The sequence below is a fragment of the Halomonas sp. MCCC 1A13316 genome (assembly GCF_014931605.1).
Classification (GTDB): Bacteria; Pseudomonadota; Gammaproteobacteria; order Pseudomonadales; family Halomonadaceae; genus Halomonas.
The window spans coordinates 529,216-544,970 of sequence record NZ_CP053382.1; the positions used below are offsets into that span (position 1 = coordinate 529,216).

At 64.6% G+C, this 15,755-nt stretch carries 15 protein-coding genes; 10 read left to right on the plus strand and 5 right to left on the minus strand.

The annotated features are described in order from the left end of the window. Positions 1–15: 15 nt before the first annotated feature. From HNO52_RS02485 to HNO52_RS02515, 7 genes are all read left to right on the plus strand, one after another. A complete protein-coding gene (locus tag HNO52_RS02485; RefSeq protein ID WP_197567502.1) occupies positions 16–1,206 on the plus strand; it encodes a class I SAM-dependent rRNA methyltransferase in 1,191 nt (396 codons plus the stop codon). Position 1,207: 1 nt separating this feature from the next. Then, a complete protein-coding gene (locus HNO52_RS02490) occupies positions 1,208–1,522 on the plus strand; it encodes a putative signal transducing protein (RefSeq protein ID WP_197567503.1) in 315 nt (104 codons plus the stop codon). Between the two features lie 34 nt (positions 1,523–1,556). Next, positions 1,557–1,997 (plus strand): acyl-CoA thioesterase, encoded by a 441-nt coding sequence (locus HNO52_RS02495; RefSeq protein WP_197567504.1) that lies wholly within the window; start codon positions 1,557–1,559, stop codon positions 1,995–1,997. 172 nt (positions 1,998–2,169) lie between these two features. Next, positions 2,170–3,285 carry an alanine dehydrogenase gene (ald, locus tag HNO52_RS02500; protein ID WP_197567505.1) on the plus strand — a complete coding sequence of 372 codons (1,116 nt, stop codon included), beginning with the start codon at positions 2,170–2,172 and terminating at the stop codon, positions 3,283–3,285. Positions 3,286–3,363: 78 nt separating this feature from the next. Next, the gene (trpS, locus tag HNO52_RS02505; RefSeq protein WP_197567506.1) at positions 3,364–4,389 is read left to right on the plus strand and encodes a tryptophan--tRNA ligase; all 1,026 of its coding nucleotides are present in this window, start codon (positions 3,364–3,366) and stop codon (positions 4,387–4,389) included. Positions 4,390–4,596: 207 nt separating this feature from the next. Next, entirely contained in the window at positions 4,597–5,805 is a 1,209-nt protein-coding gene (locus HNO52_RS02510) for a YeeE/YedE family protein (protein WP_197567507.1), read from the plus strand. Positions 5,806–5,955: 150 nt separating this feature from the next. Beyond that, positions 5,956–7,632 (plus strand): NAD-dependent malic enzyme, encoded by a 1,677-nt coding sequence (locus HNO52_RS02515; protein WP_197567508.1) that lies wholly within the window; start codon positions 5,956–5,958, stop codon positions 7,630–7,632. A 279-nt stretch (positions 7,633–7,911) separates the two neighbouring features. On the opposite strand, the gene acnA is transcribed toward HNO52_RS02515, so the two are convergent. After that, complete coding sequence (gene acnA / locus HNO52_RS02520) at positions 7,912–10,662, minus strand: aconitate hydratase AcnA (RefSeq protein ID WP_197567509.1); 2,751 nt, start codon at positions 10,660–10,662, stop codon at positions 7,912–7,914. Between the two features lie 171 nt (positions 10,663–10,833). Between acnA and HNO52_RS02525 the strand changes: the two genes are divergently transcribed. Further along, a complete protein-coding gene (locus tag HNO52_RS02525; protein WP_197567510.1) occupies positions 10,834–11,043 on the plus strand; it encodes a zinc ribbon domain-containing protein in 210 nt (69 codons plus the stop codon). 142 nt (positions 11,044–11,185) lie between these two features. Then, entirely contained in the window at positions 11,186–12,136 is a 951-nt protein-coding gene (gene trxB, locus HNO52_RS02530) for a thioredoxin-disulfide reductase (RefSeq protein WP_197567511.1), read from the plus strand. Positions 12,137–12,145: 9 nt separating this feature from the next. Here trxB and HNO52_RS02535 read toward each other — a convergent pair whose 3' ends face one another. After that, positions 12,146–12,460, minus strand: a complete 315-nt coding sequence (locus tag HNO52_RS02535; protein WP_197567512.1) for a SlyX family protein — start codon at positions 12,458–12,460, stop codon at positions 12,146–12,148. Positions 12,461–12,510: 50 nt separating this feature from the next. Between HNO52_RS02535 and HNO52_RS21205 the strand changes: the two genes are divergently transcribed. Beyond that, positions 12,511–12,975 (plus strand): cold-shock protein, encoded by a 465-nt coding sequence (locus tag HNO52_RS21205; RefSeq protein WP_197567513.1) that lies wholly within the window; start codon positions 12,511–12,513, stop codon positions 12,973–12,975. Positions 12,976–13,066: 91 nt separating this feature from the next. Here HNO52_RS21205 and HNO52_RS02545 read toward each other — a convergent pair whose 3' ends face one another. From HNO52_RS02545 to dapD, 3 genes are read right to left on the minus strand one after another with little or no spacing between them, the layout of a single operon-like run. Continuing rightward, a complete protein-coding gene (locus HNO52_RS02545) occupies positions 13,067–13,474 on the minus strand; it encodes a hypothetical protein (protein WP_197567514.1) in 408 nt (135 codons plus the stop codon). A 20-nt stretch (positions 13,475–13,494) separates the two neighbouring features. Beyond that, entirely contained in the window at positions 13,495–14,664 is a 1,170-nt protein-coding gene (gene dapE / locus HNO52_RS02550) for a succinyl-diaminopimelate desuccinylase (protein WP_197567515.1), read from the minus strand. 49 nt (positions 14,665–14,713) lie between these two features. Then, positions 14,714–15,739: a 2,3,4,5-tetrahydropyridine-2,6-dicarboxylate N-succinyltransferase gene (gene dapD / locus HNO52_RS02555; protein WP_197567516.1), complete on the minus strand. Its 1,026-nt coding sequence runs from the start codon at positions 15,737–15,739 to the stop codon at positions 14,714–14,716. Positions 15,740–15,755 lie beyond the last annotated feature (16 nt).

Sequence of the window (15,755 nt, forward strand, 5' to 3'; positions counted from 1 at the left end):
TCCAAGAGACGAACCATGACCCAGACCCTGCGCCTCAAGAAGAATGCCGATCGCCGCCTCAAGGCCGGCCACCTGTGGCTCTACTCCAACGAGGTCGACATTGAGGTCACGCCGCTCAAGGGCCTCGAGCCGGGCGGTCAGGTGATCGTCGAAGCCGCCAATGGCAAGGCGATGGGGGTGGCCTACGTCAATCCCAACTCGCTGATCTGCGCCCGGGTGGTGTCACGCGACCCGACCATGCGCCTCGACCGCTCGCTGCTGGTGCACCGCTTCAACCAGGCACTGGCCCTGCGCCAGCGGTTCTATGCCAAGCCGTTCTACCGGCTGGTGCACGGCGAGGGCGATCTGCTGCCGGGCTTGATCGTCGACCGTTTCGATGACGTGCTGGTGGTACAGCTCAACACCCTGGGCATGGAACGCCTGGCCGAGGAGGTCGTCGCGGCGCTGGACAAGGTGCTTTCGCCGCGGGTCATCGTGTTCAAGAACGACTCCTCCGGGCGTCGCCAGGAGCAACTCGAGCGCCAGGTCACCGTGGCCAAGGGCGAGCTCGACGGCCCGGTGCCGATGGAGGAGAACGGCGTACGCTTCCACGTGCCGGTGCTCGATGGGCAGAAGACCGGTTGGTTCTTCGATCACCGCGCCAACCGCGCCTGGCTCAATGGGCTGGTGGCCGGCAAGCGGGTGCTGGACATGTTCAGCTACATCGGCGGCTGGGGCGTACAGGCGGCGGCTCACGGTGCCAGCGAGGTGCTGTGCATCGATGCCAGCGCCCAGGCCTTGGAGCATGTGGCCGAGAACGCGGCCCTGAATGGCCTGCACGAACAGGTGGCGGTGGGCGAGGCCGATGCGTTCGAAGCGCTGGCCGCACTCAAGGCCGACGGCGAGCAGTTCGACGTGGTGATCCTCGACCCGCCGGCTTTCATCAAGAAGCGCAAGGACATTCCCAACGGTGAGCGCGCCTACGCCAAGCTCAACCGCGAGGCGATGCGCCTGCTGGGGCGCGACGGACTGTTGCTTTCGGCCTCTTGCTCCATGCATCTGGCCCAGGAGCGGCTGGTCGAGGTGGTGCGCGGCGCAGTGCGCCACCAGGACCGCCACGGCCAAGTGATCTACCAAGGTCACCAGGCGGCGGACCATCCGGTTCACCCGGCGATTCCCGAGACGGCCTATCTCAAGGCGTTGGGTGTCCGGGTATTCCGCGACTGACATGAACGGCTACGTTCGCGTCTTCGCCCACTCCAATTCGCTGCTGGTCAGCCACGTGCGCAACGTGCTGGCCGCGGCGGGCGTTCCCGTGGAGTTGCGCAACATGGTGCTGGGCGGCGGTGCCGGCGAGCTGCCGCTGGGCGAATGCGAGCCCGAAGTATGGGTGGCAGCGCACAACCGCGAACGCGCCGAGGCGTTGATCCAGGCCGCCATGACAGGCAGCAGCGAAGCGCCGGACTGGCGCTGTTCCCACTGCGGCGAGGTGCTGGAGGGGGCGTTCGAGACCTGTTGGCGCTGCGGCACGCCGAGAGTCTGACTCACCCCGGTTCAACCCAGCCAAGGAGAGCATGATGCCACAGGAGTGGGACCTTCCCGATCCCTTCGTCATCGAGCTCGAGGTGGCCGCCTCGGCCATCGACGAGTACGGCCACGCCAACAATGCCGAGTACCTGCGCTGGGTCGAGCAGGTGAGCTGGGCTCACTCGGAGCATCTTGGGCTGAACCTGGCCCGCTACCGTGAACTGGACCGCGCCATGGCCGTACATCGCCATGAACTCGATTACCTCGCGCCGGCCTTCCAGGGGGAGCGCCTGCAACTGGCGACCTGGATCGTCGGCTGCGATGGTCGCCTTACTCTGACACGGCGTTTCCAGCTCATTCGTCCCGCTGAAGGTCGCACGCTGTTGCGGGCACGTACCCGCTTCGCCTGTATCGAGCTTTCCAGCGGGCGTCCGCGGCGCCTGCCCGAGGAGTACGTAGTCGTCTATGGTGGTGCGCTCATTGCCGAGTGAGGCTGCGATTTTTCCGCTAAAAAACCTTCTCAAGAGCTGATTTACTCTCGATAACTCCAATTTTGTTGATTTTTGCCGTTCTTTGCTCACGGTACTTTATGTTTGGACTGCCTGTGCTGTAATGCGCCTGTCTTACCCTAACAACAGGCGTTGAACGCTCAGGAGGTGTCCCATGAAGATCGCCGTGCCGAAGGAAATCAAGAACCACGAATACCGTGTCGCCCTGACCCCCACCGGGGCGCGCGAGCTGGTGGCGCGTGGTCATTCCGTGACCGTACAGGCCAATGCTGGTGAGGGCGCGGGCTTCTCCGATGCCGACTATGAAGCGGCCGGAGCCAGCTTGGAGGCGAACGTCGACACCCTCTGGGCCGGCGCAGAGCTGATCCTCAAGGTCAAGGAGCCGCAATCGGAAGAAGTGGCGCGCCTTTCCCGTGGCCAGACCCTGTTCACCTACCTGCACCTTGCGGCCGAGGAGAAGCTCACCCGGGGGCTGATGAAGAGCGGCGCCACCTGTATCGCCTACGAGACCGTTACCGACCGCCAGGGCGGTTTGCCGCTACTGGCACCGATGAGCACCGTGGCCGGTCGCATGGCGGTCCAGGCCGGCGCGCACAGCCTGGAGAAGGCCCAGGGTGGCTCCGGCGTGCTGCTGCCCGGCGTGCCCGGCGTGGCGCCCGGCAAGGTGGCCGTGATCGGCGGCGGCGTAGTGGGCGAGAACGCCGCGCGCATGGCGCTGGGCCTGGGCGCCGAGGTGACCGTACTGGACAAGTCGATTCCGCGCCTCGAAGTGCTCGATGACCGCTATCAGGGCCGCATGAAGACCGTCTTCTCCACCGCCGATGCCATCGACGAAGCGGTGCGCGAGAGCGACCTGATCGTTGGCGCCGTGTTGATTCCCGGAGCCGCCGCACCCAAGCTGATCACGCGTGCGATGCTGGCCGACATGAAGCCCGGCAGCGTCTTGGTGGATGTGGCCATCGATCAGGGCGGCTGCTTCGAGACCAGCCGCGCGACCACCCACGCCGAGCCGACCTACATGGTCGACGGTATCGTCCACTACTGCGTGGCCAACATGCCGGGCGCAGTGGCGCGCACCTCGACCCAGGCGCTGACCAACGCCACCCTGCCGTTCGTCATTGCCCTGGCCGACAAGGGCTGGAAGCGGGCGCTGGCCGACGATGCCCACTTCATGCCGGGGCTCAACGTACACGACGGCCAGGTCACCTACCGTGCCGTGGGCGAGGCCTTCGGACTCGATAGCGTCGATCCCGCCAGCCTTGTAAGGTGAGCGGCGCCGGGGGCGGTCGCCTTGCCCGCCCCCTCGCGTTACCATAGCGGGCATTTCCGCTAGCAGAGTCCGCCTTCCATGAGTGCAGCTTCACAGAAGACCCGCGTTCTCACCGGCATCACCACCACCGGTACCCCACACTTGGGCAACTACGTCGGTGCCATCAAGCCCGCCATCGCCGCGAGCCAGGACCCCAGCGTGCAGTCCTACTACTTCCTCGCCGACCTGCATGCGCTGATCAAGTGCCAGGATCCTCGGCGGGTGCAGGATTCGCGCCTGGAGATCGCCGCCACCTGGCTGGCACTGGGGCTGGATACCGACAACGCCATCTTCTATCGCCAGTCGGACATCCCCGAGATTCCCGAGCTGACCTGGATGCTCTCGTGCGTCTGCGCCAAGGGCCTGATGAACCGGGCCCACGCCTACAAGGCGGCGGTGGCCGAGAACGAGGCCGCCGACAACCAGGACCCGGACAAGGGCATTACCATGGGCTTGTTCGGCTATCCGGTGCTGATGGCCGCCGACATCCTGATGTTCAACGCCAACAAGGTGCCGGTGGGGCGCGACCAGATCCAGCACATCGAGATGGCCCGCGACATGGGCGGGCGCTTCAACCATCTCTACCGGGGTGAGTTTTTCACCCTGCCGGAGGCGGTAGTGGACGACGACGTGGCGGTGCTGGGCGGGCTCGACGGGCGCAAGATGTCCAAGAGCTACAACAACACCATCCCGCTGTTCGTCTCCGATAAGAAGCTGCTCAAGCTGGTGCGCAAGATCAAGACCAACTCGCTGGAGCCCGGTGAGCCCAAGGATCCCGAGGGCTGCACCCTGTTCCAGATCTATTCCGCATTCTCCAATCGCGAGGAGCGTGAGGCGATGCGTGGCGAGTATGCCAATGGCATCGGCTGGGGCGAGGTCAAGAACCGTCTGTTCGAACTTCTCAACGAGCAGCTGCGCGAACCTCGCGAACGCTATATCGCGCTGATGGAAGATCCCGGACATATCGAGAGCGTACTGCTCAAGGGTGCCGAGCGGGCACGTGCCGAGGCAGCGCCGTTCATGGATCGATTGCGGGGGGCCGTGGGGCTCGGGCGTTTCGTCTAAGCGGTGGCGATACCGTCTCGCAAGGGGCCTTCGGGCCCCTTGCCTGTTTCGGATCTCGACTGCCATCAGCAATGCTTGATCCAGCTTGATTCAATATTTCCAATGGCTATTAATATCTTCGTTTAAATTCCTTTATGCTCTTTGTTGGGATAGTTAGCATGCTCCCAATCGGGCCGTATGCCCCTGACGATTATGAGAGAGCACACCATGAGTGAACTCGTCCTTTCCCAACGCTCGCGACTATCCCTGCCTGCGATCGCCACAGGCCTCCTGTTGTTGGGCGCCCTGGCATTGGGGGCGGCCTTCGGTGCACGCATTGGCGTGCTTATGGTAATCGGCGGCCTGCTGGGCATGGTGCTATACCATGCCGCCTTTGGCTTCACTGCCGCCTGGCGGATCTTCATCACTGAACGCCGTGGTCGTGGCCTGCGCGCCCAGATGGTCATGCTGGCCATCGCCGTACTGCTGTTCTTCCCGGCCCTGGGCGCCGGCACTCTGTTTGGCAACGAGGTAAGTGGCTACGTCGCTCCCATTGGGGTTTCGGTAGTGTTCGGTGCCTTCCTCTTCGGCATCGGCATGCAACTCGGCGGTGGCTGTGCCTCTGGCACACTGTTCACTGCCGGGGGTGGCAATGCGCGTATGCTGATTACGCTGCTGTTTTTCATTGTGGGTTCGGTGGTCGGGACCGCCCATTTCTCCTGGTGGATGAGTCTGCCGGCCTTCCAGCCGGTGTCGTTGGTGAATACCACTGGCGTGGGCGGAGGTATCGCCGTGAGCCTGGCGCTGTTCGCCGCCATCGCAGGGCTGACATTGATGATGGAAAAGCGTCGCCACGGCCAACTGGAGCAGGTGCCGAAGGTCAACGCCGGCAATCAGCGCTGGCTCACGGGTCCCTGGCCGCTGCTGTTCGGCGCCGTGGCCCTGGCTCTGCTTAACTACGCCACTCTGGCCTTGGCCGGCCGCCCTTGGGGCGTGACCTCTGCATTTGCCCTGTGGGGTGCCAAGGGCTTCGAGTTTCTTGGCGGCGACGCCACCGCCTGGGGCTACTGGCAGGCGCCTGGTAATGCAGCAGCTTTGCAGGCCAGCGTATGGAGTGACATCACGACGGTCATGAACGTGGGCATCATGATCGGAGCCCTGGTAGCAGCGTCATTGGCAGGCCGCTTTGCACCCAACTTCCGCATTCCACCAAAGTCGGTGCTGGCCGCGGTGATCGGCGGGATCATGCTGGGTTACGGGGCCCGCCTTGCTTTTGGATGCAATATCGGCGCCTATTTCGGTGGCATCGCCTCGGGCAGCCTCCACGGTTGGGTATGGCTGGTAGCGGCTTTTGTCGGCAATATGCTCGGTGTGAGGCTGCGGCCCTTCTTTTTCGAGGGCGAGGCAGGACGTAGGTCGGCGGCCAAGGGTTGCTGACTTGAAACAGTGTTCCCCGTGTAGGACCCAGCATGATGATGCGCCCCGGCCTGTGGCCGGGGCGTACTGTTTTCGAGCGTGCTAAAGTATTCCTCAAGGCGCCGTCAGAGTGCCTACGGCCCGGTTCCAGTCACCGTATCGAGATCACTAATGCCTGAAAGCAAACGTCCACTCTATATTCCCTATGCTGGTCCTTCGCTGCTGGAGATGCCGCTCCTCAACAAGGGCAGCGCCTTTACCCGCGATGAGCGGCTCGAGTTCAATCTGATCGGTCTGCTGCCGCAGAACGTGGAATCCATCGAGGAGCAGGCGGAGCGGGCCTACCGCCAGTACCAGCAGTGCCACAGCGATCTGGAACGACACATCCACCTGCGGGCGATCCAGGACGACAACGAGACGCTCTACTACCACATGGTAATGGAGCATCTCGAGGAGATGCTGCCGATCATCTATACCCCCACGGTAGGCCAGGCCTGCGAGGAATTCTCCAACATCTACCGCAGCCATCGCGGCCTGTTCGTCAGCTATCCGGATCGCGAGCGCATCGACGATATCCTGCGCAGCGCCACCAAGGACAGGGTCAAGGTGATCGTGGTGACCGACGGCGAACGAATCCTGGGCCTTGGCGACCAGGGGCTTGGCGGCATGGGCATACCTATCGGCAAGCTGGCGCTGTATACCGCCTGCGGTGGCATCAGCCCCGCTTACACGCTGCCGATCATGCTTGATGTTGGCACCAACAACCAAGCCCTGCTCGATGACCCCATGTACATGGGCTGGCGGCATCCGCGCATTTCCCCGGAGGAGTACAACGCCTTCGTCGATGAATTCATCGCTGCGGTCAAGCGCCGCTGGCCGAACGTGCTGCTGCAGTTCGAGGATTTTGCCCAGGCCAACGCCGTGCCCCTACTGGAGCGCTACCGCGACCAGCTGTGCTGCTTCAACGACGACGTACAGGGCACCGCGGCGGTCTGCGTAGGTACCCTGATGGCGGCCTGTCAGGCCCGCGACGAGACCATTGCCGACCAGCGCGTGGTGTTCGTCGGTGCCGGTTCCGCCGGCTGCGGCATTGCCGAGCAGGTGGTGGTGGCAATGCAGGCGGAGGGGCTCTCCGAGAAAGAGGCGCGGCGCCGTGTGTTCATGGTCGACCGCGAAGGTCTGGTGACCTCCGACCAGGAGTGGTTGCGCGACTTTCAGCGCCGCCTGGCGCACGACCCCGAGCTCGTCGAAGAGTGGCAGGACCAATCCCTGCTGGAAGTGGCCCGCCACATCAGGCCCACAGTGCTGATCGGTGTCTCGGGGCAGAAGGGACTGTTTAGCGAGGAGGTGGTCCGTGCCATGCATGCCGGCTGCGAGCGCCCGGTGATCATGCCGCTCTCCAACCCCACCTCACGCGCCGAGGCCACACCTGCGGATGTGATCGAGTGGACCGACGGCCAGGCATTGGTAGCCACCGGCAGTCCCTTCGCGCCGGTGGTGCATGGGGGCCAGACCTATCCCATCGCCCAGTGCAACAACGCTTACATCTTCCCCGGAATCGGGCTCGGGGTGGTGGCCAGCGGCGCTAGGCGAATCACCGACACCATGTTGATGACCGCTTCCCGTGCCCTGGCTCGTGAGGCCCCGCTGGTCAAGGAGGGCAAGGGAGCGCTGCTGCCGCCGCTGTCGCACATTCGTGAGCTCTCCAGGGCCATCGCCTTCGAGGTCGCCGCCCAGGCGCAGCAGGAGGGGGTGGCGCTGCGCACCGACGGCATCAAGCTGCGCCAGGCGATCGAGCGTAGCAGCTGGACACCGGAGTACAGGCGCTACCGCCGCCGCGCGTTCTGATAGTGACTGATTCATTACTGTGCTCGACGACCCACAAGGATGTGGGAAGTGCGTTGGTTCGTCGGGAACGAACCTAGCCATTCTGCCGTCGGCGGTGCCGAAGCGTCGGACCGTCACAATCCTCATTGAGCAGCCAGCCAACTCCGGTTGTTCCGCTCCGGCGGCGGCCAGCCTATCTTCGCTCGTGACATGAATCAGAAGCACTATGCCACACAAAGACAAAGGCTCTGCCGGTTACCGACAGAGCCTTTCGCTTGAGCACGGTATGTAGGGAAGCGCTTACGCCGCGCCGATCATCCGCCGCAGCACGTAGTGGAGGATACCGCCGTGGCGGTAGTACTCCAGCTCGTTGGCGGTATCGATGCGGCACAGGGCCTCGAGTTTCTTCTCGCCCTTGTCGCTCTTCACCGTGACCGTGACCTTGCCGCCCGGAGTGAGATCGGCCAGGCCCTCGATCGAAACGGCCTCGTCGCCGGTCAGCCCCAGGCTCTTGCGATCCTCGCCCTCGGGGAACTGCAGCGGCACCACGCCCATACCGATCAGATTGGAGCGGTGGATGCGCTCGTAGGACTCGGCGAGCACCGCGCGCACCCCGAGCAGGCGCGTGCCCTTGGCGGCCCAGTCGCGCGACGAGCCGGTGCCATACTCCTTGCCTGCGACCACGACCAGCGGCGTGCCCTTCTCCTGGTACCGCATGGCGGCGTCGTAGATCGCCATTTGCTCGCCCGAGGGCACGTGGCGGGTCTCGCCGCCGACCACGCCGTCGAGCATCTCGTTTCTGATGCGCACGTTGGCGAAAGTGCCGCGCATCATCACTTCGTGGTTGCCGCGGCGCGAACCGTAGGAGTTGAAATCTACCGGCTTGATGCCGCGCTCTTGCAGGTAGCGTCCGGCGGGGCTGTCCGGTTTGATCGAACCGGCCGGTGAGATGTGGTCGGTAGTCACCGAGTCTCCGAGCAGGGCGAGGATATGAGCATCCTCGACGTCGTCGATCGGCTCCGGGTCGCGGCCCATGCCCTCGAAGAAGGGCGGATGCTGGATGTACGTAGAGGAGGGCGACCACTCGTAGACCTGGCTCTGCGGCACCTGCAGCGCCTTCCACGTCTCGTCGCCCTCGAACACTTCGGCATACTCCTTGCGGAACATCTCGGTCTTGACCTTCTCCACGGCACTGGCGATATCCGCCTGCGAGGGCCAGATGTCCTGCAGGTAGACCGGGCTTCCGTCCTTGTCCTCACCCAGCGGATCCTTGCTGAGGTCCAGGCGCATGTTGCCGGCCAGGGCGTAGGCCACCACCAGCGGCGGCGAGGCGAGCCAGTTGGTCTTGACCAGTGGATGAATGCGACCCTCGAAGTTGCGGTTGCCCGAGAGCACCGAGGCCACCGTCAAGTCGCCATTCTCGACAGCCTTCTCGATGGGCGGCGGCAGCGGGCCGGAGTTGCCGATGCAGGTGGTGCAGCCATAACCCACCAGGTTGAAGCCCAGGGCGTCGAGGTCGTCGCTGACGCCACCGGCATCGAGATACTCGGTCACCACCTTGGAGCCCGGCGCCAGCGAGGTCTTTACCCAGGGCTTGGTCTTGAGGCCCTTGGCCAGGGCGTTGCGCGCCAGCAGGCCGGCGGCCATCATCACGCTGGGGTTGGAGGTATTGGTGCATGATGTGATGGCGGCGATCACCACGGCACCGGGGTTGAGCTTGAATTGCTCGCCGTCCAGCTCGACGTTCTGGCTATCATGGTGCTCGTAGCTTTCATGCACTCCGACGGCGGTCTGGCCGCCCTCCGAGTTGAGCCGCCCACGCTCTTCGCTGGGCGCGGCCTTGCCGTTTTTTTCGCCCTCCATCAGCTTCTCGAAGGTGGCCTTCATGTCCTTCAGGGCGACGCGATCCTGGGGTCGCTTGGGCCCGGCCAGGCTGGCTTCGACGTCGCCGAGGTCGAGGTGAAGGGTGTCGCTGAAGATCGGCTCGTCGCCGGGCTCGCGCCAAAGCCCCTGGGCCTTGCTGTACGCCTCCACCAGGGCGATCTGGTTGTCCTCGCGGCCGGTCAGGCGCAGGTAGGCGAGTGTCTCGTCGTCGACCGGGAAGAAGCCGCATGTGGCACCGTACTCCGGCGCCATGTTGGCGATGGTGGCACGATCGGCCAGCGGCAGGTCGGCCAGGCCGTCACCATAGAATTCGACGAACTTGCCGACGACGCCGTGGCTGCGCAGCATCTGGGTCACTGTCAGCACCAGGTCGGTGGCGGTGATGCCTTCCCTGAGCTTGCCGGTGAGCTTGAAGCCCACCACCTCGGGAATCAGCATCGACACCGGCTGGCCGAGCATGGCGGCCTCGGCCTCGATACCGCCGACGCCCCAGCCGAGCACGCCGAGGCCATTGATCATGGTGGTATGCGAGTCGGTGCCCACCAGGGTGTCGGGGTAGGCATAGGTCTTGCCGTCCTCCTCCTTGGACCACACCGTCCGGCCCAGGTACTCGAGGTTGACCTGGTGACAGATACCGGTACCTGGCGGTACCACGCGGAAGTTGTCGAAGGCGTCCTGGCCCCAGCGCAGGAACTCGTAGCGCTCGCGGTTGCGCTCCATCTCGATGGCGACGTTGTCCTTGAAGGCGGTGGGGTTGCCGAACTTGTCGACCATCACCGAGTGGTCGATGACCAGATCCACCGGTGAGAGGGGATTGATGCGCGACGGATCCTCGCCGAGTTTCTCGACTGCGGCGCGCATCGAGGCCAGGTCCACCACGCCGGGAACGCCGGTGAAATCCTGCATCAGCACCCGCGCCGGACGATAGCCGATTTCGCGACTGGAGCGCCCGCTTTGCTGCCAGTCGACCAGCGCCTGCATGTCCTCGCGCGCCACGCTGGGGTCATCGGCGAAGCGCAGTTGGTTCTCCAGCAGAATCTTGAGCGTCTTCGGCAGCCGGTCGATGTTGCCCAAGGCATCGGCTGCCCGCGGCAGACTGTAGTAGTGATAGGTGCTGCCACCGGCGTCCAGTGTCTGCTGGGTGTCCGGCATGTCGTCACGGCTCATGAGGCCTCCTGTCACGGTAGTGAACGGTCCTGTTCTTCGATCTCATGCTTAACACATGGTCATGATAGGTCCCCCTTTCAAGCGCTGCCCAGGGTTTCTATGCTGAACGAAAGTTCGTCGCGTGGCGCCGATGTTCCGCTGGGGGGAGGAGCAAGCGCTCGGGAGGCCCTGATGCATGAAGAACGGCTCGACAGCCATTCGGTTTACTGCCCTTACTGCAGCATGCCCTACGACCTGTTGGTGGACATTTCCCAAGGCAGCCACCAGACCTGGGAAGATTGCCCCTATTGCTGTGCGCCCATTCAATTGCGAATAGAAGTTTCGCCGATGACCGGCGAGCTTGACGCTCTCGTGCTGGGACGCGACGACGAGGTGCTCTAGGGCGTCGGCAAAAGGCGCGAGGCACGCCGCGGGCCTCCGAGGCTGGTACAATGGCGTTAGCCATTGCTCGGCCGCAGGCCACGACCCGGCTGGAGCGAGACAGTCACGCCTCACCCCGTTTTAGAGTTGCGAGGATCTCTTCATGAGCGAAGCGCGTCACGAACGCCTGATCATTCTGGGTTCCGGCCCGGCCGGCTACACCGCCGCCGTCTACGCGGCACGGGCCAATCTCAAGCCGGTATTGATCACCGGCATCCAGGCCGGTGGCCAACTGACCACCACTACCGATGTCGACAACTGGCCCGGCGACGATGCCGGAGTGCAGGGACCGGAGCTCATGGAGCGCATGAAGCGTCATGCGGAGCGCTTCGACACGGAAGTGCTGTTCGACCATATCCATGAGGTGGACCTGCGCAATCGTCCCTTCACCCTCAAGGGCGATAGCGGCAGCTATACCTGCGATGCACTGATCATTGCCACCGGCGCCAGTGCGCGCTACCTGGGGCTGCCATCCGAGCAGCAGTTCATGGGCCAGGGCGTGTCGGCCTGCGCCACCTGCGACGGCTTCTTCTACCGCAACAAGGAAGTCGTGGTGGTGGGCGGCGGCAACACCGCCGTGGAAGAGGCGCTCTATCTCTCCAACATCGTCTCCAAGGTGACCCTGGTGCATCGCCGCGACAGCCTGCGGGCCGAGAAGATCCTGCAGGACAAGCTGCGCGAAAAGGCCGAGAGCGGCAATGTGGTGCTCGAGTGGAACCACACGCTCGACGAGGTGCTGGGCGATGCCAGCGGCGTGACCGGCGTGCGCATCCGCTCCACCGTCGACGATGGCGTCAAGGAGCTCGAGGCGCCCGGCGTGTTCATCGCCATCGGCCACAGCCCCAACACGGGTATCTTCGAGGGCCAACTGGAGATGCACGACGGCTACATCAAGGTGAAGTCCGGCCTCGAGGGCAATGCCACCGCCACCAGCGTGCCGGGCGTGTTCGCCGCCGGCGACGTGATGGACCACGTCTACCGCCAGGCGGTGACCTCCGCCGGCACCGGCTGCATGGCGGCGCTGGATGCGGAGCGTTACCTTGACGACCTTTGAGGTTCCTTGTCAGTAGTGCGGCGGCACCTCGTCCTGCGGGCTGGGTGCCGCCATCTCCGAATCCTGCAGCGCCCGCTGCTGATCACGTAGCTTTTCCTGCATCAAAGAATTGATCCGCTCGAGCTGGGCCAGGCGTCGTTCCTGGCTGGCCACGGCCTCGTCCAGCGTATCCAGCCAGTGCTCCTGGTAGGCGATTCGGCTCTCCAGGGCTTCCAGCCGGCTAGCGAGCGCCTGGGAAAGGCTCATGTTAGAATCGTCGCGCTGCGTGTCACTGTTCATCGTGGCACCTTCATTGGTCGACGGGGCATCGTGTCGCGTCGTCATCGGACATCCTGTTTCGTCAATTCCACATAACAAGTGAGCAATACGGATCCATGAATCGCAAGGTTATCTTTCGCTGTACGTTGATCAGTCTGGTGCTGGCGCTGCCGGCACCGCTGCTGATCGCCCTGTCACTGGCCCTGGCCGACGTCGGTCTGCCCCAGCAGCTGTTGACACTGCTGGAACCTGGCGGCTTCGTGGCGGGCTATATTGCCGCCGCCCTCGCCGTCTTCGGGCTACTTCTCGTTGCCACACTGGCCACCCATGCGTTGAGCCCGCAAATGGCGGTGCTGGCCGCGGTAGAGAACGACGATCGCGAAATCGGCGAGGTCAAATGGTTCAACGTCAACAAGGGGTACGGCTTCATCAAGCGCGAGAGCGGCGAGGACGTGTTCGTGCACTTTCGTGCCATTCGCGGCCGCGGGCATCGTACCCTGGCCGAGGGGCAGAAGGTGCGTTATCACGTGATCGAGAACGAGCGGGGACTACAAGCCGACGACGTCACCGTCATTACTTGAACGAAGCGCCTGGCCATCGCTCGCCAGCTTTCGCAAGCTGGTCAGGCTTCAAGAACATCGCCCCGCTTCGGTGGGGCGATGTCGTTTCGGGTCACTGGCCAGAATCGGGCCAGTCGATGGCGCCTTCGCTGCCGTCGGGCAACACCTGCCAGAAGCGGTCGGGCTCGTCGCCGGGCTGCCAGCCGCCCAGTGAGCAGCGTACCTCGCAGCCGAGCCGGGTGGCGGCGTCGCGGGCGCAGTCGCAGTCTCTCAACCAGGGGGTAAGAGGACTGTCGAGCCACAGGCTGGCGAAGCCGTCGGCCGCTTTTTCCACCAGCAGCACCGGGACCTCGTGCCCCGCGTGATGGCCGCGGGTGTGCCACTTGCCGCGACCAGCGCCGCGCAGCGGGGCGGCATCCAGCATCTCGCCGAGCCAGGCGTCGATTGCGGGAAGCGACGCCTGGCGCAGGTAGATTTCGATATCCGGATAGCGCATGTTGCTGTCGTGCTGATGTGGCATGGTGAACTCTCTCGGCGCGGTCAGGGCTGGGCGGTGCCGTTGACGAAAAGCTTGGCCAGGATCGCTTCATAGATCCGGCTCAGGTCGTCCAGGTCGGCGGCGCGAACGTGCTCGTTGGTCTGGTGAATGGTGGCGTTGCGCGGTCCCAGCTCCACGACCTGGCTACCCAGCGTGGCGATGAAGCGCCCATCCGAGGTGCCGCCGCTGGTCGAAAGCCGCGGACGACGGCCGAGCACCGCTTCCACGCCGTGCAGGGCGGCATCCACCAGCTCGCCCTCGGCGGTGAGAAACGGTTCGCCGTTGAGCGTCCAGTCGAGCTGATACTCCAGCCCGTGTGCATCAAGGATCGCCTCGGTGCGCGCGCGCAGTTGCTCGTGGGTCACCTCGGTGGAGAAGCGGAAGTTGCACACCACCTCCACGTCGCCGGGGATCACGTTGGTGGCGCCGGTACCGGCGCGAATATTGGAAATCTGGAAGCTGGTCGCAGGGAAGAAGTCATTGCCACCGTCCCAGTGTTCGCGCACCAGCGCATCCAGTGCCGGCATTGCCTGATGGATGGGGTTGCGCGCCAGGTGCGGGTAGGCCACATGCCCCTGAATGCCCTTGATGTGCAGTACGCCGCCCAGTGAGCCGCGCCGACCGTTCTTGATCACGTCGCCGAGCACGTCGGTGGAGGAGGGCTCGCCGACGATGCAGTAATCGAGCCTTTCGTTGCGCTCGCGCAGATGCTCGACCACGGCCCGGGTGCCATCCACTGCGGGGCCTTCTTCGTCGGAGGTGAACAGGAAGGCGATGCGGCCGTGATGATCGGGGTGGGCGGTAACGAAGCGCTCCACCGCGGTGACCATCGCCGCCAGGCTGCCCTTCATGTCGGCCGCACCGCGACCGCGCAGCATGCCGTCGCCATCGATGCCGGGCTCGAAGGGTGGCGTGTCCCAGTGTGTGTGAGGGCCGCTCGGCACCACGTCGGTATGGCCGGCGAAGGCCAGCACCGGGCCGTGATGGCCGTGCGTCGCCCAGAAATTCTCCACGTCGCCGAAGGGCAGGCGCTCGATGTGAAAGCCGAGCCGCTCCAGGCGCTCGATCATCAGCGCCTGGCAGCCCAGGTCATCGGGAGTGACCGAGGGACGGCGGATCAGCTCCATGGCCAAGGCCAGGGTGGGGGAGAGCTCGGTAGTCGTTGAGGACATGCAGGTTCCGAAAGGGGCGGACGGCGCCATGTGACGCCGCCTACGCGCCTCAGTTGTGGGCGTGCAGCGCTTCGTTCAACGCAATGGCGCTCTTGTTGGTCAGGCATTCGATGCGCCCGTTCTGCGAGTTGCGGCGCATCAGCAAGTCGCTCTGCCCGGCCAGCTCTCGGGCCGCCACGGTCTTGACTTCCTGGCCCTGGTCGTCGAGCAGGGTGACCTTGGCTCCGGCGGTGATGTAGAGCCCCGCTTCCACGGTGCAGCGATCGCCCAGGGGGATGCCGATGCCGGCATTGGCGCCGATCAGGCAGCCCTCGCCGACCTTGATGATGATGTTGCCGCCGCCGGAGAGCGTGCCCATGGTAGAGCAACCACCGCCCAGGTCTGAGCCTCTGCCTACCATCACGCCGGCGGAAATGCGTCCTTCGACCATGCCGGGCCCTGCGGTGCCGGCGTTGAAGTTGACGAAGCCTTCGTGCATCACGGTGGTGCCTTCACCGAGATGGGCGCCCAGGCGCACCCGGGCGGTATCGGCGATGCGCACGCCGCCGGGGACCACGTAGTCGGTCATCTTGGGGAACTTGTCGACGCAATCCACCGACAGGGCGCGGCCCTCCAGGCGTGCCTTGAGGCGGCGGGCGGGCAGCTCCTCGACGTCTATCGGTCCCTCGCTGGTCCAGGCCACATTGCGCAGCAGGCCGAACATGCCGGTCAGGTCGATGCCGTGCGGCTTGACCAGGCGATGCGATAGCAGGTGCAGCTTGAGATAGACCTCGGGTGCGCTCTGCGGCGGCAGGTCGCTCTCCAGGAACATGGCGACCAGCGGCCGCTGGCTGGCGGCCAGCGCTTCGGCCAGCTCGGCGTGGGCGACATGTCCCGCCGCCTTGAGGGCCTCGGCGAGTTCGGCGCAGTGCTCCGGCAGGAAGCTGACCGCGGCATTGCCGGCGGGCACGTCGAGCACCTTGCCGACGGCTTCCACCAGGCTGGCATCGGGCTTGAGCAGCGGTGCCGGATAATAGATCTCCAGCCAGTCGCCCTGGGTGTTCTGTGTGCCGATTCCGAAGGCAAAACTCAACATGCGGTGTCCTCGTGTC